A 21,195-nucleotide genomic window follows, 5' to 3' on the forward strand; every position below is an offset into this window, starting at 1 on the left:
CGGCCGGTCCCGGTCCGCCGGAGCCGGCCGGGTGCTCCTCGTCCGACCCCATCCATGGAACGTCAATGGCTCCCCTTCGATATCTCCTGAACCGGCTTCTGCTGCTGGTGCCGACCTTTCTTCTGGTCATGGTCATCATTTTCCTGCTGGTCCGGCTGTTGCCGGGCGATCCGGCGATTGCCCTGGTTGGCGACAAGGCTTCCGATGCCGAGCTGGCAGCTTTCCGGGAACGGCTCGGCCTCAACGCGCCGCTGGCCACACAGTTCATGCTGTTCGTCAGCTCGGTTCTCAGCGGCAATCTCGGCACCTCCCTGATGCTGCGGGCTCCGGTCTGGGACGTGATCCTGTCGCGCCTTCCGGCAACGATCTTTCTCACGGTCTATTCCGTGTCGCTGGCCGTGCTGATCGCCGGACCGCTCGCCTTCGTTGCCGCCCTCAATCGTGGCCGCTGGCCGGACACTGTCATCCGCGCCGTGTTCCAGGTCGGGCTGTCGATGCCGGTGTTCTACATCGGCCTGTTGCTGCTGACGTTTCTGGCCGCGCAGCTGCGGCTCTTTCCGGTCGGCGGCTATGGCAAGGGGCTGGCCGACAACCTCTATCACCTGTTCCTGCCAGCCATGACCGTGGCGCTCTACACCTCCGCCATCCTGATGCGGAACCTGCGCGCCGCCATCATCGAGGTGCTCGATGCGGAATACGTGCAGTTCGCCCGTGCCAAGGGCCTGCCGCTGCGTCTTGTCCTTGGGCGTCACGTGCTGCGCAACGCCCTCATCTCCACGATCACGCTGCTGGGCCTGTCCATCGGCAACCTGATGAGCGGAACGCTTGTCACCGAGACCGTCTTCGGCGTCCCGGGCGTCGGGCGGCTGATGCTCGATGCCATCTTCGGCCGCGACTATGCCCTGATCCAGGGGCTCACCCTTACCTTCGCCGTGCTGGTCACGCTGGTCTTCCTGATGACCGACCTGATCCAGAGCTGGCTTGATCCGAGACTGCGCCTGTCATGACATCGGCTTCCCCTGTTTCCGCTCCAGTTCCGCCGGCAAGTTCCCGTCGTAGCCGTGAGCTTCTGCGCGCTGCCCTCGCCAAACCCGGGCTGATGGTCGGCATGGGCATCATTGCCCTGTCGACGCTGCTGGCCCTGTTCCCCGGTTTCTTTGCCCCGCACGATCCCAACGCGATCAATGTGGCGGCCATGCGCCAGCCGCCGAGCCTCGCGCATCCCTTCGGAACCGACATGCTCGGCCGCGATGCCTTTTCGCGCGTGATCTGGGCCTATTCGGTCAACATGCAGATGGCGGTGCTCGCCACCGTCTTTGCGCTTGTCATCGGCGTCGTGGTCGGGGCGCTGGTCGGATACTACCGCGGCATCGCCGACATCATATTCGGCCGGTTTGTCGATGCGATCATCACCTTCCCGTTCCTCGTCCTCGTCATTGCCGTGGTCGCGGTGCTCGGGCCCGGCCTTGTCAACATGTACATCGCCATCACGCTGGTCGGCTGGGTCTACTATGCCCGGCTGATGCGGGCCGAGATCATCTCGCAGAAGACCAGCGACTACGCCGCAGCCGGTATCGTCATGGGCTATTCCGACCTGCGTATCATTTTCCGCCACCTGCTTCCCAACGCGATCACCCCTGTCATCGTCTACTGGATGACCGATATGGCGCTCGCCATCCTGCTGGGCAGCTCCCTCGGGTATCTCGGTCTCGGCGCCCAGCCACCACAGGCCGAATGGGGCGTGCTGATTGCCGAAGGGCGCAACTTTGTCACCACCGCCTGGTGGCTCAGCCTGATGCCGGGCATTGCCATCGTGCTGACAGGCTTCGGCTTTTCCCTCATCGGCGATGGTCTTGCCGATCTTCTGCGGCCGCGGGGATGATCATGACAACCGATGCAACACCCCGGCTGGAGGTCTCCAACCTCTCCGTCACGTTCCCGGTCGGGGCCGCCACGCTGCCCGCCGTGCGCAATGTCAGCTTCACCCTCGCCCCCGGTGAGGTGCTCGGGCTTGTCGGCGAAAGCGGCTCGGGCAAGAGCGTGACGCTGCGCTCGATCCTGGGTCTCACCCGCCGCTATGGCCAGATCGAGGGGGCGGTCCGCTGGAAGGGACAGGATCTGCTCGCGCTCAATGAGGCAGCCTTGCGCCGCGTGCGGGGCAGGGAGATCGCCATGATCTTCCAGGAGCCGATGACCGCGCTCAACCCGCTGCTGCCGGTCGGCCTGCAGATCACGGAAAGCCTTAAGGCCCATACGTCCCTGTCGCGCAGCGAGCGCAAGGCGCGGGCCATCGAGATGCTGGACATGGTCGGCATCCCGGCGGCGGCGTCCCGCCTCGACAATTACCCGCATCAGTTTTCTGGCGGCATGCGGCAGCGGGTGATGATCGCGATTGCCCTTGCCGTGCGGCCCCGCCTGCTGCTCGCCGATGAGCCGACGACCGCGCTTGATGTGACCATTCAGGCCCAGATCCTCGACCTCATTCTGGCGCTTGCCCGTGACTTCGACATGGGCGTTATTCTCGTCACCCATGATCTGGGCGTGGTGGCACAGACCTGCGACCGGGTCGCGGTCATGTATGCCGGGCGGGTGGTGGAGGAGGGCAGCGTACGCGATGTGCTGCGGGCACCGCTCCATCCCTATACCATCGGCCTGATGCGCTCCGTGCCACAGGACGTTGCGCCGCGCAGCCGGCTCTACACGATCCCGGGAACCCCGCCGGGCCTGCTGCATCTGCCGCCGGGTTGCGCCTTCGAGCCGCGCTGCCCGGTCCGCGACCCGTCCTGCGCCGTTAGCCGCCCTGATCTTGCCAGCTTCAGCGATGACCGCAGGGCTGCCTGTTTCCGCTGTGAAGTCCGTCCGGCCGAGGGAGTAACTGCGGCATGAGTGATCCCGTGCTCGAAATCCGCGACCTGCGCCTGTCCTTTCCCGTTGCGCGTAGCCTGGTCGATCTCGTCCGGCGTGCGCCGGTCCGGCAGGTCAATGCACTCAACGGCGTCACGCTGACCCTGCGGCGCGGGGAAACGCTGGGCGTCGTGGGCGAATCCGGGTGTGGCAAGTCAACGCTGGCGCGCTGCATCGTTCGCCTCAACACGCCGACCGGCGGCTCGATCCACTTTCACGGCAAGGACATTTTCGCCCCGGACCAGCGTCATGACCGGCGCTTCAACCGCCGCGTCCAGATGATGTTCCAGGACCCGTATTCGTCCCTGAACCCGCGCATGACCACGGGCGAGATCCTGGCCGAAGCGCTGCGCGTGCACCGGATCTGCCCGGCCACCGATGTTCCCGCCCGTGTGGCCGAGCTTCTCGATCTCGTCCGCCTGCCGCAGGATGCCGCCCACAAACTGCCGCATGCGTTTTCCGGCGGCCAGCGCCAGCGGATCGCCATTGCCCGCGCCCTTGCCGTCGAACCCGAGATCCTGATCGCCGACGAACTGGTCTCGGCGCTGGATGTGTCTGTGCAGGCGCAGATCGTCAACCTGCTTCTGGACCTGCAGGAGCGGCTCGATCTGACGATCCTGTTCGTGGCGCATGACCTGCGTCTGGTGCGCCATATCTCGCACCGGGTGGCGGTGATCTATCTCGGCCGGATCGTCGAGATCGGCGACAGCGAGACGCTGTTCAAGGACCCGGTGCATCCTTATTCACGTGCACTGCTGTCGGCGGCGCCGTCGCTCGATCCGGCTGAGCGCGGCAACCGCACCCACCTGGAAGGGGAGCTCCCTTCGCCCCTGGACGTGCCCGGCGGCTGTGCCTTTCACGTCCGTTGCCCGCACCGCTCGCCCCGTTGCTCGGCTGAAGTGCCGGCGCTGCGTCCGCTCGCCACCGGCGGCGCGGCCGCCTGTCATCACATTGAAGAGATTGCCCATGAACGCCTTTGACTTGCCCTCCATTGCCGCCCGCCTTGCCGCCCTGCGCCAGGAGATGAACTCTAGCGGCCTTGATGCTCTTATCGTGCCCCGTTTCGATGCGCACCAGGGCGAATACATCGCCCCGCATGACGAGCGGCTGGCCTTCCTGACCGGGTTTACCGGATCGGCCGGCGTTGCCATCGTGACGCAGGACCGGACGGCCTTGTTCGTCGATGGCCGTTACACCGTGCAGGCCGCGCGGCAATGCGGCGGCCATGGCATCGAGCGCCTGCACCTGCACAGCCAGCCACCGGAGCAATGGCTGGCCGATGTCGCATTGCCCGGTTGGCGTGTCGGCTATGACGCCATGCTGCTGCCGCCCGCCTGGCTGGCGCGCTATGAAACCGCGCTGACACCCGTTGCTGTCCGGATGGTCGTGACCGAGGGCAATCTCATTGACCGGATCTGGGTCCACCAGCCAGCCGCGCCGCAGGGCCGCATTTCGAGCTTTCCGTTGCAGTTCGCCGGCCGCTCTCCGCTTGAAAAGCGCGACTGGCTGCTTGGGGAAATGGCCCGGATCGGGGCCAGCCATCACGTTGAGACCCAGCCGGACAACATCGCCTGGTTCCTCAACGTGCGCGGTGACGACGTCCGCTTCAATCCCATGCCGCAGTCCTTCCTGACGCTTGGCCGGGACGGCATGGCCAATTGGTTCGTCGACCGGACGAAGTTCGAGGAAGGTCTTGCCGGCAGTCTGCCGGACTGGCTCCATGTGCATCCGATGCCGGAGTTTCTGCCGCACCTGCGCGAGCGCCTTAGCGCCGCAGACCGGATAGCAATTGATCCGGACTTCTCGCCGGTCGCCGTCTCGCTGCTGATCAGGGAGGCCGGCGCGAGCGTGATCGCACGGCCCAGCGCCGTGACCCTGGAAAAGGCCGTCAAGAACCGGACCGAACTGGAGGGCCTGCGCGACTGTCACGTCGTCGACGGGGCAGCCTGGGTGGAGTTCGGCGCCTGGCTGGCCCTGATGGTGCCGGAGCGGGTAAAGGCCGGTCATCCGATCACGGAACTGGAGGCCGAAGACGCCATCCTCGCCTTCCGCCAGCAGCAACCTGGGTTTCTCTCCGAGAGCTTCCGCACGATTTCCGCCGCAGGTAGCAATGCCGCCATGTGCCACTATTCCGCCGATCCGGCCAGCCAGGGACGCATCGCGCTGGACGGGACGTACCTCCTTGATAGCGGCGGCCAGTATCTGACCGGAACCACCGACGCCACCCGCAGCTATGCCTTCGGCCCGGTCTCGCCCCAGTACCGCCGCGCCTATACGGCCGTGTTCCGGGCGTTTCATGCGCTTGCCACCGCCCGTTTTCCCAAGGGAACCCAAGGACATCATCTCGACGCCCTCTGCCGCCGGCCGCTCTGGGATCTCGGCCTCGACTATGACCACGGCACCGGCCACGGCATCGGCCACCGCCTGTCCGTGCATGAACAGCCGCAGCGCATTGGCCGGCCCTACAATCCGGTCGACCTGCAGCCCGGCATGGTCCTGTCCATCGAGCCGGGGCACTACGTGGCAGGCGACTACGGCATCCGCATCGAGAACCTGTTCGAGATCCGCGAGGCCGAGGACGGCTTCCTCGAGTTCCAGACTTTGACCCTTGCTCCGATCCAGACCGACATGCTCGATCTCGCCAGCCTGACCTGGACAGAGATCGACTGGCTCGACGCCTATCATGCCAGGGTCTGGTCAACCCTCGAAGCGCGGGTCAGCAAGGACGCACGCGCGTGGTTGTTGGCAGCCTGTTCCGGGGTTTCGGCCGAGGCACCGCCCCGATAGGGAGCGGTGCTGCTGCAGGCGCAGGTGCCAGAGGTTCATCCGGTTCCGTACAAACGTCACGGGGTTGAACTGACCCACACGTGTGCAGCCGTTTATGCGCGCCCGCCGTGATCCAGCACCCAATCCCCGGCTGTGCGTCGCCGTTCCAGCATCTGTTCGAAGTTGCCGCTTGAGGCTGTCTGCCGGTCAACCTCGATCGCGGACAGCGATCCGTCGAGCGTCAGAGGATGTCCGGACATCGCCCCTTTCGGCAGTCCCAGCAAGTCAAGGATGGTCGGTGCAATGTCCGGCAAGGCACATGGCTGATCATCGCGAACGCCGGCAGGGCCCCCGGGCAAGCGCAGATGCAGGACCGTTGCCATCTCGTGGCGATTGAGGCCGCCATGCATGCCACCGCCCACTGCAACTCCGCCCGTCATCAAACCGCGACCCGGCAGACCGAGCCGATCCGGGCCTGTATCCGACGACATCACGTAGAACAGCGAAGGAGCCCGCGCGTGATCGAGGTTCACCAGGGAGAGCGGAAACGCGCCGGCAACAATGGGCAGCAGATCGTCGCGCGCAAACACCATGCCGATCTCCGGGCGCTGCATGAGCCATTTGGCCAGTTCCGGCGCGATGGTCGCCTCATCCCGCAGGCAACGCAGTTCGCCGCTGTTGCCAAGGGTGAGGGCGATGGCGGTGTCGGTCTCGGGACGGACCCGCGCGTCGAAGCCGTCTTCGCGCAACAAGGCCTCGATCTCGAACAGGCCGGTCGTGGTGATCTGGCCATGGTCAGACACGGCCATCACCGCCGTAGACGTGCCGCGCGGGCCTTGGGTTGCCGCATCAAGGATGCGGGAGAAGGCAGCATCCGCTGAGGCCAGCACCGCGTTGGCTTCATCGGACCCGAGGCCATTGCTATGCCAAGTGCTGTCGGGTTCGCAAAGCCAGACCACCAGAACATCCGGGCCGTCGGCGGAAGTCAGGCTGGTCAGAGCAACTTCGGTAGCATAGGCAAGCTGGTCATGTTTGGGGGTGCCGCCTTTGGGCAGCGGACCATGCAGGTTCTGTGCATTGTCAACGGCATCGGGTGTCTGCGTGTGGCCGGTGCCGTGGATCGAGAAGGTCCAGTGGCCTTTGTTGGCCGTGACTTCCGGGTTGCAGAGATAGGCAGATCCGGATGATCCGGAGTGGACAACGGCCATCTTCCTGCCTGCCGCTGCCAACGCTTCGCCCAAGGTCTGCGGAGCGACGACCCGTCCCCAGGCCTCCCGCGCAAGGGTGAGATGTTCGAAGCCGGATGTGTCCAGGGCCCGGCCCTGGATCACCTGTGGCTGATGCATCGAATTGCCGACAATGCCATGCATGCGCGGCCAATGGCCGGAGCCGATCGAACTTGTCGCCACGCGCGTGACCGAAGGAAACACAGACCTTGCGCCCGTGAACACCACGCCCGATTGTCCGAACGCCTCCAGTACCGGCATTCTTCCCGCGATCATGTCGGGACGGAGCCCGTCGAAGACGACGACCACCACGCGGTCTGCGGTCCCGGTTGTCATGCGCCTGCCTCTGTCTTGATCGCGGTATTTCCTGCCATCTGACGCGCATTGACGGCGGCAGCGAACCCTTGCGCTGCAGCAAGGGTTGAAGCTTCGCTATGGGCTTTGAAGTTTGACTTGATCTCGATGACGATGCGCGTGTCGGGCAGGACGGTCAGTTGGGCTTCCAGCGCTGCAAAATCCACGAGGCCGAAACCTGGGGGCGCATGCATGTCGCCCAGACCGAAGAAATGCGTCTCGCCCATATGACGGCTTGCGATTGTGGCGGGCCAGCCGGTGCTGTCGGAATAGTGGATGTGGCCGATATGCGGTGCCAGCCGAAGGCAGGCGGCAATCATGTCGAAGCCCCAGAGCGTTGCCCCTTGCTGCGCATGACTGATGTCGAGGCAGGCCACCACAGCAGGATGGTTCAGCGCTTCCAGTTGCTCGGCCAGTTGCGCAGGGTCAAGCGAGTAGGATGTTTCCAACCCGTCAATTACCCGGGCGTTGGGAGAGATGTTCTCATAGGCGATGCGCACGCCGAGCACCTGCGCCCGGTCGGCGACTTCTGCCAGAAGCTCGCGCTCGAAGGCCAGAAGCTCCGCGCGCCGGTTTACCCAGTCGAGCGGGGTGCAGCGGCCTGGATGCAGGACGACCACCCGTGCGCCGATCTCCGCAGCAAGCTCCATTGAAACCAGCGCCGCGCGGCGCTGCAGGTCACGGTGTGCTTCATCCATCAGGTTGATGGCGATCGGGGCATGCATTGAATAGGCCAGATCGTGCGCGGCCATGGCCGCGCGCACGGCGGCAACTTGCGACGGGATCAGGCGGCAGGCGACGACTGCATCCAGACCCGTAGCCGTGATTTCGGCGCCAGTTGCGCCTATTTGGGCCAGATGCGCAAGTTTGGTTGCAAGCGCGGCAACGGAACCCGCTGCGTCGCCCGTGTTGAAGCCAGTGGCGATGATCGTCATTTGAAAGCGTCCCTGTAGGGGTTCACGAGTTCGGCCCCGGAATTGACATGGGCAGCGATTGCGTAGGCGGTTGAAACCACTGTTGCCGCTTCGGTCCGGAAGCGCCCGTTCAGTTCAATTCCGCCAAAGGTCCGCGGCCGGAACCGCATTTTCGGCAGCAATTCCGCCCAAGGGATCGACCCCATGAACATCGGGGCGTGCATGTCTCCAAGGCGAAGGGTTACATCGTCACCCGGATCGCCGGCGTTGCCGCGACGACCGAAGTTGTCGTGCAGATGCAGATGCCAGACGAAGGGGGACAGGGTTTCAAGGGCGGCGAGGTAGTCGAAGCCCATTGCATGGGACGACAGCCAGCCATGCCCGAAATCCAGACAGGCCCCGACATGGTCATGCGCGACGGCGTCGAGCTGGGTCGCAAGCATCACCGGATCGGCGCTATAGGCAACCCAGGGCGTTTCCGGTCCGCCGATGAGGTTCTCCATCGCCAGTCTGACCCCGGCCTTGCCGGCCAGGTCGCCGAGACGCCGCAGGCGATCCCGCTCAAGCTTGCGTCGGACCTCCCCCTCGGCGACATGCAGGTCGCGCGGCAATACGCCCGGGTGCAACACCATCGAGCCAGCCCCGAGCCTTTCACAGGCGGCGATCGAGGCCGCTGCGGCCGCCTCGTGCAGATCCGCGTCAACCGGATGCATCAGGTTGATTGCGTGATTGGCGTGCAGCACGGGGACAAGACCGGCCTCTGCCACGATGGCTGCGACGGTCTCGGTGCGCGCAACATTGAGCCGTCCGCCAACAACGAAGTCCAACCTGCGCGCAGTCAACTCCACGTGGCTGCAGCCGATCTCCCGGTACCAGTTCAAGATGCCGGGAAGCTGGTCGATGTTGCCCGGAACCATGTCCGTCAGGTTCAACCCCACGCCGTCGATGATGGGTTCAGCAGTCATGTCCTATCCTTGGGAAGAGGGATCGAGACGGGCGCGCAGGTGGTCGCCCAGAATGGAGATCGACAGGGTGGTGAAGAAGATCACCAGCCCCGGTATGACGGCCAGCCACCAGGCGTTGATGAGGTAGTCGCGCCCGTCGCCCAGCAATTGCCCGAGAGAGGTCAGTGGCGGGCGGATGCCGAGGCCGATGAAGGAAAGCGAGGTCTCGAACAGGATGGTCTCGGGGAAGTTGATCGTGATCTGGACGATCAACGGTCCCATGATGTTCGGCAGGACATGACGCGCGTAGATGCGGGCTGGGCTGCCCCCAAGGGCATGCACGGCCAGGGCATAGCCCTCCTGGCGCGCCGAAAGGACAAGACCGCGCGTGATGCGGGCATAGCGCTCCCAGCCGTAGATCCCCATCAGGAACAGGAACACGAGCATCGAGTTGCCGAGAAATGCCAGCACGGCCAGTGCGATAATGAAGTAAGGCATGGCCGCGCCGAAATCGACGAGGGCGCTGATCGCTTCATCAACCCAGCCGCCGTAATGCGCCGCCATAAAGCCGAGCCCGGTTCCGAGCACTGCCCCGAAGATGGTCCCCAGAAGGGCCAGTGCGATCGAGGTCTGCGTGGCAACCAGAAGGCGGGACAGCAGATCCCGGCCCAACCGGTCGGTGCCCAGCAGGTGGTCGGCAGAATATCCCTCAAGCGGGAAAGGCGGCTTCATCCGGTCCAGCAGGCTGATATGCTCGAAGGCATAGGGCTGGATCGCCTGGGCGAAGAGTGTGACGAACAGGATCAACACCAGGAAGCCGGTCGCCAGAGCGACCCCCAACTGCAGCCGAGGCGGTTTGCGGGTGCTTCGAACAGGAGCCTTCTCAGAAACAACGGTCACGCTCTTGCCTCCTGGCTGGATACACCCGCCCGTCTCAGATCGCGGACCCTTGGGTCGAGCCAGCCATAGAGAAGGTCAACCACCAGATTGGTGGTGATCATTGTGACCGCGAGCAGGATCAAAATCGTCTGCACCACTGCCAGGTCGCGATTGGCAACAGCTATGGTGATCAGCCGGCCGAGCCCCGGCCAGGCAAAGACGGTCTCCGTCACCACTGCCCCTCCGATCAGTTCGCCGATCTTCAGGCCGACGATGGTGACGATCGGGGCGACCGCATTGGGAAAGGCGTGGGAAACCACCTGCCGCAGTCGCCCGGCTCCTTTGGAACGGGCGGTGCGCATGTAGGGGCGGTTGGACACATCGATCATGGCCGAGCGGGTGAACCGCGCGATCTGCGCGGCAAATGCAGTGCCGAGCGTGAAGGCTGGCATCACCAACTGTGCCCAGGTGCCGGACCCGGAAGAGGGGAGCCAGCGCAGATGCAAGGAAAATGCGAGGATGAGGATGATCCCCAAGAAGAAGTTGGGCATCGAGAAGCCGAAGACGGCAAAACTCATCACGCCACGGTCGATCGCGGTGCCCTTGTACCGTGCTGCGACCACGCCAAGCGGTATGCCGATGAACAGCGCCATCCCCAGACCACATACCCCAAGGAGCAGCGTCTTCGGCGCCCGTTCCATTACCATGTCCCATGCAGGCATGCCTGAGCGCAGGGACATGCCGAAGTCGCCCGTCAACAGTGACTGCCAATAGGCCAGGTATTGTTGCCAGAGGGATTTGTCCAAACCCCACTTGGCCCGGTAAAAGTCGCGCACCGCCTGGGTGACATCGTCTGGCAGCAGGATGTCCGTCGGGTCCCCCGAGATGCGCAGCACCACGAAGACGAAGGTGATGACCAGCCAAAGGGTGAGGGCGGCTCGCAGCAGTTTCACGGCAACGAAGCGCATCAGGCAAACTCCCGTTTTACTGCAATGTGCCGGGGGACAAGCGCGACTGGGGTGACGTCTTCGGACCTGTGGCAGGCCACCTCATGCGTGCCGAGCCTGCGCAGGACCGGTGTCTCTGTTGCACACTGTGCGAGTGCGTGAGGGCAGCGCGGATGGAACCGGCATCCGCTTGGCGGGGTGAGCGGGCTGGGCGGATCACCGATCAAGGCAACGCGCTTGGGCACGGCCTCCGGATCAGCCGCAGGAATGGCTGCCAGAAGCGCTGCACTGTAGGGGTGGCGTGGATTTGCGAAGAAGTCGGCCTTGGGGGCATGCTCAATCACCTGCCCCAGATACATGACATAAACCCGGTCAGCGATATGGCGCACAACACCGAGGTCATGGCTGACAAAGACGTATGCAAGTCCCAGTTCTTCTTGCAGGTCTTTCAGCAGGTTTACGATCTGCGCCTGAATGGAAACGTCCAGCGCGGACACCGGTTCGTCCAGCACCAGCAGATCGGGTCCGAGGGCCAGGGCTCGCGCCAGGATCACGCGTTGCACCTGTCCGCCTGACAGTTCATGCGGATAGTGATCCCAAAGATGCGCGCCTAGGCGGACCATCTCCAGCACTGCCTGCGTTCGTGCGGCCGGGTCGGGGTGGCAGTGTATCTCCAGAGGTTCCCGAACCTGGGTCCGGATTGTGAGGCGGGGGTCGAGTGAGGCGCCGGTATCCTGGAAGACGCATTGCATTCGTGCCCTGAGGGCGCGCCACTTTGCGGTGCTCAGACCTTCAAGGTCGATGCCGTCAAATGTCACGGTGCCGGTTTCGGTGCGGGACAGAGCCAGCAGCAACCGGGCCAGAGTGGACTTGCCACATCCGCTCTCACCGACGATCCCAACCGTCTCTCCCCGATTCACGTGTAGCGAGACACCATCGACAGCGCGGAATCTGGATACCCTGCGAAACAGGCCGGCTCGACCGGCGACGTAGCTGCGCGACACATCTCTGGCGGACAGGAGAGGCGCTGTCATGCCGCAATCCTCGCTGCGCCCGGCTTGTGGCAGGCAAGGAAGCGGCCTGACCCATCCCCCGCTGTCGGCGGATCCTGGCGTTGACAGGTTGCATCCGCATGCGGGCAACGCGGCGCGAAGGCGCAACCGGATGGAATTGCGTTGAGCGGCGGTACGACGCCGTCAATCGTGACCAGGCGCGCGGCGTCGCGATCAATCCGGGGACGCGCGCCCAGAAGTCCCTGGGTGTAGGGATGGCGCGGATCCGCGAACAGGCGCCGCACGGGCGCGCGCTCCACCACACGCCCGGCATACATCACTGCGACATCGTCGGCGGCACGGGCCACGACGCCCAGATCATGGGTCACCAGCAGAACCGCCATGCCCATCTCGGCCTGCAGGTCTGCGATCAGATCCAGGATCTGCGCCTGGATGGTCACGTCCAGTGCGGTCGTCGCTTCGTCGGCGATCAGGAGGCGCGGGCGTCCTGCGATTGCCAGCGCGATCATCGCCCGCTGGTTCATGCCGCCGGAAAAGCGGTGGGGATAATCGCGCGCCCGGGCCTCCGGGCTGGGAATGCCGACGCGGCCCAGCAGGCGCACGGCCTCGGTCCACGCTTCGGCCTGTGTGGCGCCCCGGCGCAGACGCAATGCCTCGGCGATTTGCCAGCCGATCGTGCGGACTGGGTTCAGACTGCCAGTCGCATCCTGAAACACGCTTGCGATATTGCGGCGTCGCAAGTCAAAGGCAGCTGCGTTCGACAGGCTGAAGACATCGGTTCCCTCGAACCGAAAGCTGCCGGAGCTGATCCTTGTGCGGTGTGGCAGGAGCCCGGCCAAAGCCAGACAGGTCATCGATTTGCCGCAGCCGCTTTCGCCGACCAACGCCAAGGTCCGGCCGGTGTCGAGACTGAGCGAAACTTCGCGCACCGGATGAACCTCGGTGCCATCCCGGCCCTGGATGCTGACGCGCAACTGGTCGAGTTCTATCATCGACATTCTCGGCCTCCCTACAATGCAGGACGGGCGGCCCGCAAACGGCGCCGCCCGCTTGTTTGTTTGGCTCAGTTGGACGCGTTGCCGAAGGTCAGGTTGTAGGGACGGAAGTCCATGTAGTAGAGGCCGTAGGGCTTCCAGTTGACGGACTTCTTCATCGCGTAGCTTTCCAGCGGATTGTAGAGGATCGTGCCGGGAGCCTCGTCATTCCAGATCTCCAGCGCTTCCCGGTAGGCAGTCTTGCGCTCTGCCCAGTCCATCGAAGTCAGCAGGATGTCCTGAAGTTCGTTGAAGCGTGTCGGTGCAGCCCAGGACCGTTCGGGGAACTTGGCGTTCTTCTGGCTCCCAGAACTCTTGCCCCATTGCGGTACGAAGCTGCCCAGCGGGTCCGGGAAGCGGTGGGTGTTGGACCAGGGCAGGATATGGACGCCCTTTTCCTCGGCCTGGGTGAAGTTCTCGACCGGCTGCAGCGATACGTTCAGCCCGATTGCGGCCCACATCTGCTGCATGGCCTGCGCGGCTTCGAGGCTCAGCAGGTAGTAGTTCAGCGGCAGCCGGTAGACGATTTCCTCGCCGGCATACCCTGCTTCGGCCAACAGGGCCTTTGCCTGCTCCGGGTCATAAGCGAAGTCCGGGAACTCTTCGATCCACATGTCGTAGGAGCGCAACTGGTGGCCGTTCGGCGTGTAGTTGGCATTCTCCCACAGCGCCTCACGCAGCAGGGCACGGTTGATGCCAAGGCTCAGCGCCTGGCGAACGCGTTTGTCAGCGAGTGGGCCGTAGGGGAAGAAGCGCAGGACATGCGAGTTGTCGAGGACAATACGCTCGACTTTCAAATCGTCGTAGCCGCGGATCACCGGAACCTGGTCCGGCGGAATATTGACGGCGATGTCGAACTCGCCGGAGACCAGTCCGGCGATGCGTGCCGAGACTTCAGGAACCACACGATAGGTGATCGACGCAGCGGTCGGCTTGCCGCCGAAATAGTCGTCATGGGCAACGAGGCGGAGGAATTCGCCATCCACCCATTCCTCGACCTTGTAGGGGCCGGTGCCGACAGGCTTGCGGGCATAGTCGGCCGCGCCGCGTGTCAGGTATTCACGGGCGTTGACGATCCAGAACGAGTAGCCTGCGATGCGCTGCTCCATCAGGATGTCAGGCTTCTTCGACACGATGCGCACGCTGTAACGGTCGAGCGGGATCACATGACTGATGGAGTTCATGTAGGTCTTGGCTTCGCCGAACAGCGGGTTCTGCCCAAGGCCGCGCCCCGGGACCAGCGAGAAGGCGACGTCATCCGACGTCATTTCATCGCCGTTGTGAAACTTCACCCCTTCGCGAAGCTTGAAGTCCATCGTCCGGTCATCGACACGAACCCAGCTTTCTGCCAGGCCTGGGACCAGGGTTGCGGAGGTCCCGCTGCCATCGGAGAGAAAGTCGCGGCGGATCAGGCTGTCGAACAGGGTATAGGTGATGCGGACGGCCACATTGCCCTGCTCCTCGATTGACTCAAGGCTTGCCGGCAGCGTGTTCACAGCAACAGTCAGGTTGGGTCGATCATCGGCGAGGGCTGGAAGACTGATCAGAGACGCGACGATTGCACCTCGCAGCAGTCTGGCGGTTTGAACCAGTAAAGTTGTGGGCATGAGAGCATCCTTTCCCGTGACGTTTCGCACGGGAACTTCACTCATTCGAATGACATGCTCGATTCGGTTTATTGAATTTTTCGCGATTAAAATATGACAGAAGAATGTATTTTAGGCGGCTTATGATGAGGTTGTGTCGTTATTTAGCAAATCATATTAAATATATTTTTCAAAGATATAAGAATAAATGGCTTCGAATGCTGAATCTGTGCTCAAGGCCTAATCTTCTTCGGATAAGGATTATTTCGATTTATATTGAGTTTCCCGTTTGCGGGCCTTTTCAGGTTTATTGTATGGGGCGAGGATGTCGGACGTTGTGATCTGAGCTTGAACGAATATCCGAACAGGCGCTTGATGCCTGACATTCTGGCGGCTTGGCGCAACGGCTGACATGACATTTGCCCGGTCCCAGGACGCCAACGACACGGATAGGAACTCCATCCTGCACCGCGGGGAAGTGGTCTACGAGCGCAAAGTCGGCTGTCTGTCCGAGCAAGTAACGCCCGATTGGGGAATGATCAGGCGCACTGTGAATGTTTCCGCATCTTGCTTGAATTCGACGCTTCCGCGGTGTGCCCTGGCAACCTGCGCGACGATCGCGAGCCCAAGGCCCGTCCCCTCGCCAGAGCGCGCAGCGTTTCCCCGTGCAAATGGACGCACCAAGTCCTGTGCCTCGTCGGGAGAGAGGCCGCGCCCCGCATCGCGCACGTCGATTGAGAGGGTGCCAGCCTCAACGCGGGCGCTGAGTGTTATTGGTGGCTTGCCATGTCGCAGGGCATTCATGAGCAGATTGTCGATTGCGCGCAGCAGCGCTGTTTCCTTGACCTGGACCTCAACGTCCGCATGCGGCTCGGCCTCGACTGTTATTGGCTCGGCGAATGTGGCGATTGCACTTTGCAACAGGTCCTGCAGCGAAACCACACGGGTCTCTTCCGCCTCGAAACCACGAGCGAAATCGAGAAACTGTCCCAACATACTTTCAATGCGGACCACGTTGCGCTCCGCACCAGCAATAAGTTCGGCATCTGCGTCCTTCAGTAACGCCAGGGTCAGTCGAAGCTTTGTCAGGGGCGTGCGCAGGTCATGGCTGACGCCAGCCAGCATCAATGCCCTGTCCGCTTCTGCCGCCCTCAGTCGCTGTGACATGTCTGTCAGCGCGCGCGACACGGCGGCGATCTCCCGGGGGCTCTCGATCTTGTTGTCGTAAAGGTCGCTGGGAAAAGACAGCTGGCCAACAGCTTCTTCCAGCCGCTTCAGCGGCAGTGCAATCCGTCGTTGAAGCGCGATGCCGCCGGCCAGCGCGGCGATCAGTGCGATGCCAAATGCGATCAGGACGCCGGTTGCCGGATCGGTTGCAGGAAGGGTCCTGAGCGACAGCCAGTATGGTTGATCTGCCGTGGCCATGCGGGCCCACACACGGCCATCGGAATCGACCATCACGTCAGACGCTGCGATGCCGTGACGGTCCGTCAGAACTTGCAGGAAATAGCGTGAAAACCAGTTGCGCGGTGCGTTTGTGTCCTGCGGAGCTGTCTCTGCGACCAGAACACCAGGCGCTTCATCGGCCCGCAATGCCTCGGCGAACAGGATCTGCTGGAACGGATCCATCTGCGCAAAGGATAGCTCTAAATTTCGAATTGTCTGCGCGGTATCCGCGGCAGAGCGTTCGATCTGGGGCCGCAGGACAAGAGTGGCGATCAGGGCCAGCGACACCAACAATGCGCCAAGGATCGTCGCAACGAGTACCGCCATGTTCTGTTTAAGGAGCGAGTCAAGCACCGTCGGACACCAACACGTAGCCTACGCCCCAGACTGTCTTGATCAGTTCTGCCGCATCGGCCTGGTCACCGATCGCGCGTCGCAGGCGGGCGACCTGGACATCCACCGCGCGGTCCGTAACCTCGGCATCCCGCCCGAGCGCGCGTTCGATCAGTTGCGAGCGGCTGAGGGGGCGTCCCCGGCTGCGCACCAGAGCGGCGAGCAACGCGAATTCTCGACTGGAGAGCTTCAGCACCGTGCCGCCGCGCGTGGCGGTTCGGGTCGACAGATTGATCTCGAGAGTGCCGACCGTCACGATGTCGTCGGTCGCCACGTCTCGCCAGCCTCGGGTCCGTCGTAGCACCGCAGACAGGCGGGCCACCAGCTCGCGCGGTTCGAAGGGTTTGGACAGATAGTCGTCCATGCCGGTTTCCAGACCGACAATCCGGTCAATCGGATCGCCACGTGCGGTGAGCATCAAGATCGGTGTCATGTCACCTGCGGCACGAAGGCGCCTGCAGATGGAGAGCCCGTCTTCACCCGGCATCATGAGGTCGAGAACGATGGCATCGGCCGGATTGCGCGACAATTCCCTGTCCAGCGCAGCACCGCTCTCCACGGCGCGGGTGTCGAAGCCGTGATCGGACAGGAACCGGCGCAGCAGCGCGCGGAGCTCCGGATCATCATCGACGACGATCACTCTATCTGGTTTGCCATTCATGGGGTCGATCCTATCGGTGCTCTGAATTCATGCACAGCTCCAAGATATTTCAAAGTGTGACAGGAACTGCCGTCCGTAACATTCGGTCGCAACTTGCTCGATTTTCGTAGCACCGGTGAAACACCGCTTCGGCAAAAAGCAGCCCAGCAGATGAGCACGAGGTTCATCGGATATGGAGTTGATCATGCTGAAGAGAATAGTTGTGGTCTTGGCTGTGTTGATGGCCGGGATAACGGCCGCGTCAGCCTCTGCCGTTGCAGTGTCGCGGGCAAACGTCAACCTGCGCGCTGGTCCTGCAACGAGCTATCCGGTTGTGACCGTCGTTCCGCAGGGTGCGCGCATTGTGACCCATGGTTGCGTTGATGGCTACACGTGGTGCGACGTTGCCTATGGCCAATTCCGTGGCTGGGTGTCCGCTAGCTACATTCAGGTTGTTTACAAGGGCGGCCCAGTCGCTTTGTCCGCTGCCGTTGCTCCCGCCGTTGGCGTGACCGTCGTTACCTATGACCGTGCCTATTGGAACACGCACTACGTGGCCCAGCCGTGGTACGGGTCCTGGTCATCCTATTACCGCCCCTATGCCCCCGTCGCCCCGCGAGTTGAGACTTATGGCCGAAATGCAACTTGTGCCGACGGCAGCTGCACGGGGACACGTGCGGCCACGGGGATCTACGGTGGATCGACGAGCCAGACCCGCAATTGTGCTGGCGGTGAATGCAATGCAATGCGTGAGACAACCGGCCGCTATGGCAATACCGCTTCCCGTAACCGGAACTGCAGCGCAAACGACCGCAGCTGCAACATGACGCGCTCTGGTCCGTTTGGTGGCACGTCTACAGGCACCCGCACGTTTAACCGCTAACCTGTATCTCGCCTCCTTGACGGGGCAGCCGGATCGACAACACGTCACGAGAAGGGGAACACTTTGGTCAGAGTGATCATCATTGCCTTCGGAGTGTCAGTGGGAGTGTGCCAAGTCTCGGCACAGTCGCAAGACCCGGTCCAGAACGTTCTTGCCAACTTCGAGCGTCTCGATCTCGACGGTGACGGTGCCATCTCACGGGCCGAGTTTCGCGAGGTCCAGTTGGCCCGATGGCTGCAGATCGACCGCAATGGCGACGGCTTCCTTACCGTTGACGACTTTCCCAGCATCGCCGCAGACCGTGCAAAGGCGCAGTTGGCAGGGATTGCGTATCTCGACACGGATGGCGACGGCCAGTTCAGCCAGAGCGAATTCGTTGATGGAGAAGCGCCTTTGTTCCGTCGGGCCGACCGGAACGGAGACGGCGTCCTGACCAGAGCCGAACTGGAAATGGCCGCCCAATAGCTCTTTTACAAACCTTGTTCTCTGCAAATCATCCAAGAAGGAGAAATAGAAATATGAAATACACTGTATTGGCACCGCTGATTATTGCCGTTTCTGCTGCCTTGTCGCTGTCCGGCGTCCAGGCCCAGACGATGTCTGATGCGAACAAACAGAAACTGGCTGAAAACTATGCCCAGGCCGATGCCAATGGCGACAAGGCTCTGACACGCGCCGAGTTTAACAATCTTTTGTTGCTCAACGCCCAAGACAACATCGGCAGGGCAGCGCAGATCGTCAGGTTTGGCCGCCAGGACACAGCTTTCAACCAGATCGACGCCGATCGGAACGGCCTGGTGACCCAGCAAGAACTGCAAGCGCTCGCCCGATGAAATCCGGCACTCACCGCCCGGACGACGCGTCCCAATCCAACACCTTGCCGTTGCTCGACAACGGTAAGGATCTGTCCTCGTCGAAACCAGCAACTCGGCGGCGGCCGCGTTGGTCGCTGAGGGTGTTGACCGTGTTTTTGACCTTGCTCATCGGCGGGGTGGGCGGTCTCTATTTCCAGGGGCCGGCCGTGCGGGCGATCTTCGCCTGGACTTCGCTTGAGCCCGGTGCCGGTGCGCGTCAGCCGATTGCGCTCGCTGTTCGCCGCGTGCCGTCGCCTGAGCGCGTCGCTTCTATGGCAACCGGCGACGTTGTTGCCCTCGGTCGTTTGCAGCCCGCTGGCGGGGTTGTCTCCGTTGCTCTGCCGCAGGGCGCCGGCGATGCGCGGATTGACCGGATCCTTGTCGACGAGGGGGATATCGTTGCCGAAGGCGACGTGCTGGCGGTTCTGGACAGTCTTGCGGTCTATGAGGCGGCCTTGACGAGCGCCGAAAGCAACCTGGCTATCCGGCGCGCCGTTCTTGCCCAGACCAAGGTCCAGGCTTCGGCAACAGAAGCTGAAATTCTCGCGCAGATCCGAGGAGCAGAGGCCTCGCTTGCGGCGGCCGAGAGTGAGCTGTCGCGGGCAGGCACACTTCTGGACAGGGGGGTTCGGACGCAAGCGTCCCTTGAGGATGCCCATCGGGCCGCGGACATGTCCAGGGCCGATCTTGACCGGTTACGCGCATCGCTGACCCGGCATCAACCCGGGCCTGACGGACTGCAGGTCGATGTTGCGGTGGCAACTGCCGATCTCGCAGCGGCAGAAGCGGCTGTTGAGCAGGCGCGGCGCGATCTTGACAGGGCACGGGTTCTCGCCCCGCGCAACGGTTCCATCATCGAGGTGGCCGCGCGTGCTGGAGAGCGCCCATCCGCCGACGGGCTTCTGCGCATGGGTGACACGGGGCGAATGGAGGCTGAACTCGAGGTGTTCCAGACCATGGTGCCACGTGTTGCGGTCGGCCAGCCGGTTTCGTTGGTCTCCGGAGTACTGGGAGATGAACAGCTCTCGGGAACGGTCTCGCGCATTGGCACGCTGGTTGGGCGGCAGAGCGTGACTGCGGATGATCCAGCTGCCAACACGGATGCGCGTGTTCTTCTGGTCACAGTTGCGCTGGACGAGGCGTCAAGCGCCCGCGCCGAGCGCTACGTTCATCTTGAGGTCGTCGCCCGGATCGCGGTCGCGCAGGACACGTCTCACGGGGGGGCGGGACAATGACGAGGTTCCTGACACGCCTCTTCGGCCGGTTGCCGATTGGCTACCTGCAGCTCTTGCATCGCCCAGGGCGATTGTTGGCTGCCTTGGCCGGCGTCGCCTTCGCCAATGTGCTTGTTTTCGTCCAGCTGGGTCTGGCCGGCTCCATGGCGGAATCGATCGCTATTCCGTACAGACTATTCCAGCAAAACCTCCTCATCATGTCACCGGCGGAATCCGAAACCCTGACCGATGCCGCCACTCTCCCAAGGCAGAGACTGTTCCAGGCGCAGGTACACCCGGACGTAGTGGGCGGTACGCCGGTCTACATGAGCCGCTCGACCTGGATCTCGGGTCATGATGCGTCGTCGTCGATCCAGTTCATCGGCCTTGCGCCGGACGCCGGGACGTTTTTCGACGACGCACTGGTCAATCCTCTGGCCAGCCTGTCCCTGTCTGACACGGCCCTTGTCGATACGCAGACGCGCTTTGTTGACATGCGTAGCTTTGCCGGAGCGACGCCGGAAACGCCGGTTCCATTCGAAATGCAGAGCCGTCAGATTGGCGCAATCGGGACGGTTTCGATTGGCGGCGGATTTGGTGGCGACGGGGTTTTCCTCGTCTCGGACCAGACCTTTTTCCATCTGTTTCCGAAGCGCAGCTCCGCCACGCCAAGCCACATACTGCTGGCGCTTGCCCCTGGTGCCGACCCCATGCGCGTTGCCGCGGAACTGGCGCAGATCTATCCACCCGATACGGTCCGGATTCGAACGGTGGGCGAAGCGATGGAACATGAGGTCCGCTACCAGATGACCGAGCGTCCGACTGGTCTGATCTTTGCCTTCGGCGTGGGTATCGGGATCGTTGTGGGGATCGTCATCGCCTATCAGGTTCTATCGGCCGATGTCGCTGACCACATCCGGGAATATGCAACGTTCAAGGCGATGGGGTTCCGCCAGGGCTTTTTCGTCGGAATCATCCTGGAAGAAGCGATCATTCTCGCGGCCATCGGCTTCTGGCCTGGGCTGGCGTTTTCGCAGCTCTTCTACCAGTCGCTGGCCTATCTCACGAACATCCCGATCTTCATGACGCCAGAGCGAGCCGCCGCCGTCTTCATCGGGACGATCATCGCCTGCGCCCTGTCCGGTGTTCTGGCCATGCGCAAACTCGCCGCCGCCCAGCCGGCCGACCTGTTCTGAGG

Annotated in this window: 20 protein-coding genes; 10 read left to right on the plus strand and 10 right to left on the minus strand. The window is 63.0% G+C overall.

What is annotated here, in order from left to right; genetic code table 11:
- Positions 1-65 precede the first annotated feature (65 nt).
- Genes ACTIFE_RS15065 through ACTIFE_RS15085 form a run of 5 tightly spaced genes read left to right on the plus strand, consistent with a single transcriptional unit; the run spans position 66 to position 5,691 of the window.
- On the plus strand, positions 66-1,007 hold the full coding sequence (locus ACTIFE_RS15065) for an ABC transporter permease (RefSeq protein WP_439529979.1): 942 nt from the start codon (positions 66-68) through the stop codon (positions 1,005-1,007).
- Positions 1,004-1,882 (plus strand): ABC transporter permease, encoded by an 879-nt coding sequence (locus tag ACTIFE_RS15070; RefSeq protein ID WP_439529980.1) that lies wholly within the window; start codon positions 1,004-1,006, stop codon positions 1,880-1,882. The genes ACTIFE_RS15065 and ACTIFE_RS15070 overlap by 4 nt, the downstream gene beginning before the upstream one ends.
- 2 nt (positions 1,883-1,884) lie before the next feature.
- The gene (locus ACTIFE_RS15075; RefSeq protein WP_439529981.1) at positions 1,885-2,886 is read left to right on the plus strand and encodes an ABC transporter ATP-binding protein; all 1,002 of its coding nucleotides are present in this window, start codon (positions 1,885-1,887) and stop codon (positions 2,884-2,886) included.
- Entirely contained in the window at positions 2,883-3,884 is a 1,002-nt protein-coding gene (locus ACTIFE_RS15080) for an ABC transporter ATP-binding protein (protein WP_439529982.1), read from the plus strand. Before ACTIFE_RS15075 ends, ACTIFE_RS15080 begins: the two co-directional genes overlap by 4 nt.
- Positions 3,871-5,691, plus strand: a complete 1,821-nt coding sequence (locus tag ACTIFE_RS15085; protein ID WP_439529983.1) for an aminopeptidase P family protein — start codon at positions 3,871-3,873, stop codon at positions 5,689-5,691. Before ACTIFE_RS15080 ends, ACTIFE_RS15085 begins: the two co-directional genes overlap by 14 nt.
- A 92-nt stretch (positions 5,692-5,783) precedes the next feature.
- On the opposite strand, the gene ACTIFE_RS15090 is transcribed toward ACTIFE_RS15085, so the two are convergent.
- The 10 genes from ACTIFE_RS15090 to ACTIFE_RS15135 all read right to left on the minus strand — a co-directional run bounded on the left by ACTIFE_RS15090 (position 5,784) and on the right by ACTIFE_RS15135 (position 17,067).
- A complete protein-coding gene (locus tag ACTIFE_RS15090) occupies positions 5,784-7,232 on the minus strand; it encodes an alkaline phosphatase family protein (RefSeq protein ID WP_439529984.1) in 1,449 nt (482 codons plus the stop codon).
- On the minus strand, positions 7,229-8,185 hold the full coding sequence (locus ACTIFE_RS15095; RefSeq protein WP_439529985.1) for a sugar phosphate isomerase/epimerase family protein: 957 nt from the start codon (positions 8,183-8,185) through the stop codon (positions 7,229-7,231). The genes ACTIFE_RS15090 and ACTIFE_RS15095 overlap by 4 nt, the downstream gene beginning before the upstream one ends.
- Positions 8,182-9,129: a sugar phosphate isomerase/epimerase family protein gene (locus ACTIFE_RS15100; RefSeq protein WP_439529986.1), complete on the minus strand. Its 948-nt coding sequence runs from the start codon at positions 9,127-9,129 to the stop codon at positions 8,182-8,184. The genes ACTIFE_RS15095 and ACTIFE_RS15100 overlap by 4 nt, the downstream gene beginning before the upstream one ends.
- Before the next feature lie 3 nt (positions 9,130-9,132).
- Positions 9,133-10,008: an ABC transporter permease gene (locus tag ACTIFE_RS15105; RefSeq protein WP_439529987.1), complete on the minus strand. Its 876-nt coding sequence runs from the start codon at positions 10,006-10,008 to the stop codon at positions 9,133-9,135.
- Positions 10,005-10,958 (minus strand): ABC transporter permease, encoded by a 954-nt coding sequence (locus ACTIFE_RS15110; protein WP_439530015.1) that lies wholly within the window; start codon positions 10,956-10,958, stop codon positions 10,005-10,007. The genes ACTIFE_RS15105 and ACTIFE_RS15110 overlap by 4 nt, the downstream gene beginning before the upstream one ends.
- Positions 10,955-11,968 (minus strand): ABC transporter ATP-binding protein, encoded by a 1,014-nt coding sequence (locus ACTIFE_RS15115; protein WP_439529988.1) that lies wholly within the window; start codon positions 11,966-11,968, stop codon positions 10,955-10,957. The genes ACTIFE_RS15110 and ACTIFE_RS15115 overlap by 4 nt, the downstream gene beginning before the upstream one ends.
- A complete protein-coding gene (locus tag ACTIFE_RS15120; protein WP_439529989.1) occupies positions 11,965-12,945 on the minus strand; it encodes an ABC transporter ATP-binding protein in 981 nt (326 codons plus the stop codon). The genes ACTIFE_RS15115 and ACTIFE_RS15120 overlap by 4 nt, the downstream gene beginning before the upstream one ends.
- Positions 12,946-13,010: 65 nt before the next feature.
- Complete coding sequence (locus ACTIFE_RS15125; RefSeq protein WP_439529990.1) at positions 13,011-14,588, minus strand: ABC transporter substrate-binding protein; 1,578 nt, start codon at positions 14,586-14,588, stop codon at positions 13,011-13,013.
- A gap of 462 nt (positions 14,589-15,050) precedes the next feature.
- Positions 15,051-16,301, minus strand: coding sequence for an ATP-binding protein (locus ACTIFE_RS15130; RefSeq protein WP_439529991.1), 1,251 nt, complete (start codon positions 16,299-16,301; stop codon positions 15,051-15,053).
- 58 nt (positions 16,302-16,359) lie between these two features.
- A complete protein-coding gene (locus tag ACTIFE_RS15135; RefSeq protein WP_439529992.1) occupies positions 16,360-17,067 on the minus strand; it encodes a response regulator in 708 nt (235 codons plus the stop codon).
- Positions 17,068-17,251: 184 nt separating this feature from the next.
- Between ACTIFE_RS15135 and ACTIFE_RS15140 the strand changes: the two genes are divergently transcribed.
- The 5 genes from ACTIFE_RS15140 (at position 17,252) to ACTIFE_RS15160 (ending at position 21,193) form a co-directional block, all read left to right on the plus strand.
- On the plus strand, positions 17,252-17,929 hold the full coding sequence (locus ACTIFE_RS15140) for an SH3 domain-containing protein (protein WP_439529993.1): 678 nt from the start codon (positions 17,252-17,254) through the stop codon (positions 17,927-17,929).
- A 99-nt stretch (positions 17,930-18,028) separates the two neighbouring features.
- Entirely contained in the window at positions 18,029-18,394 is a 366-nt protein-coding gene (locus ACTIFE_RS15145; RefSeq protein WP_439529994.1) for an EF-hand domain-containing protein, read from the plus strand.
- 53 nt (positions 18,395-18,447) lie between these two features.
- Positions 18,448-18,762, plus strand: coding sequence for a hypothetical protein (locus tag ACTIFE_RS15150; RefSeq protein ID WP_439529995.1), 315 nt, complete (start codon positions 18,448-18,450; stop codon positions 18,760-18,762).
- Positions 18,763-18,893: 131 nt separating this feature from the next.
- Entirely contained in the window at positions 18,894-20,018 is a 1,125-nt protein-coding gene (locus ACTIFE_RS15155) for an HlyD family efflux transporter periplasmic adaptor subunit (protein ID WP_439529996.1), read from the plus strand.
- Entirely contained in the window at positions 20,015-21,193 is a 1,179-nt protein-coding gene (locus ACTIFE_RS15160) for an FtsX-like permease family protein (RefSeq protein ID WP_439529997.1), read from the plus strand. Before ACTIFE_RS15155 ends, ACTIFE_RS15160 begins: the two co-directional genes overlap by 4 nt.
- The last annotated feature ends 2 nt before the right edge of the window (positions 21,194-21,195 follow it).

The sequence above is a fragment of the Pannonibacter sp. genome, from assembly GCF_051860505.1.
Taxonomy (GTDB): Bacteria; Pseudomonadota; Alphaproteobacteria; order Rhizobiales; family Stappiaceae; genus Pannonibacter.

Bases quoted from the DNA above. Each gene is read 5' to 3' on its own strand.
- ACTIFE_RS15065 (WP_439529979.1), top strand. From the start codon at position 66: ATGGCTCCCCTTCGATATCTCCTGAACCGGCTTCTGCTGCTGGTGCCG.
- ACTIFE_RS15070 (WP_439529980.1), top strand. From the start codon at position 1,004: ATGACATCGGCTTCCCCTGTTTCCGCTCCAGTTCCGCCGGCAAGTTCC.
- ACTIFE_RS15075 (WP_439529981.1), top strand. From the start codon at position 1,885: ATGACAACCGATGCAACACCCCGGCTGGAGGTCTCCAACCTCTCCGTC.
- ACTIFE_RS15080 (WP_439529982.1), top strand. From the start codon at position 2,883: ATGAGTGATCCCGTGCTCGAAATCCGCGACCTGCGCCTGTCCTTTCCC.
- ACTIFE_RS15085 (WP_439529983.1), top strand. From the start codon at position 3,871: ATGAACGCCTTTGACTTGCCCTCCATTGCCGCCCGCCTTGCCGCCCTG.
- ACTIFE_RS15090 (WP_439529984.1), bottom strand. From the start codon at position 7,232: ATGACAACCGGGACCGCAGACCGCGTGGTGGTCGTCGTCTTCGACGGG.
- ACTIFE_RS15095 (WP_439529985.1), bottom strand. From the start codon at position 8,185: ATGACGATCATCGCCACTGGCTTCAACACGGGCGACGCAGCGGGTTCC.
- ACTIFE_RS15100 (WP_439529986.1), bottom strand. From the start codon at position 9,129: ATGACTGCTGAACCCATCATCGACGGCGTGGGGTTGAACCTGACGGAC.
- ACTIFE_RS15115 (WP_439529988.1), bottom strand. From the start codon at position 11,968: ATGACAGCGCCTCTCCTGTCCGCCAGAGATGTGTCGCGCAGCTACGTC.
- ACTIFE_RS15120 (WP_439529989.1), bottom strand. From the start codon at position 12,945: ATGTCGATGATAGAACTCGACCAGTTGCGCGTCAGCATCCAGGGCCGG.
- ACTIFE_RS15125 (WP_439529990.1), bottom strand. From the start codon at position 14,588: ATGCCCACAACTTTACTGGTTCAAACCGCCAGACTGCTGCGAGGTGCA.
- ACTIFE_RS15135 (WP_439529992.1), bottom strand. From the start codon at position 17,067: ATGAATGGCAAACCAGATAGAGTGATCGTCGTCGATGATGATCCGGAG.
- ACTIFE_RS15140 (WP_439529993.1), top strand. From the start codon at position 17,252: ATGCTGAAGAGAATAGTTGTGGTCTTGGCTGTGTTGATGGCCGGGATA.
- ACTIFE_RS15150 (WP_439529995.1), top strand. From the start codon at position 18,448: ATGAAATACACTGTATTGGCACCGCTGATTATTGCCGTTTCTGCTGCC.
- ACTIFE_RS15160 (WP_439529997.1), top strand. From the start codon at position 20,015: ATGACGAGGTTCCTGACACGCCTCTTCGGCCGGTTGCCGATTGGCTAC.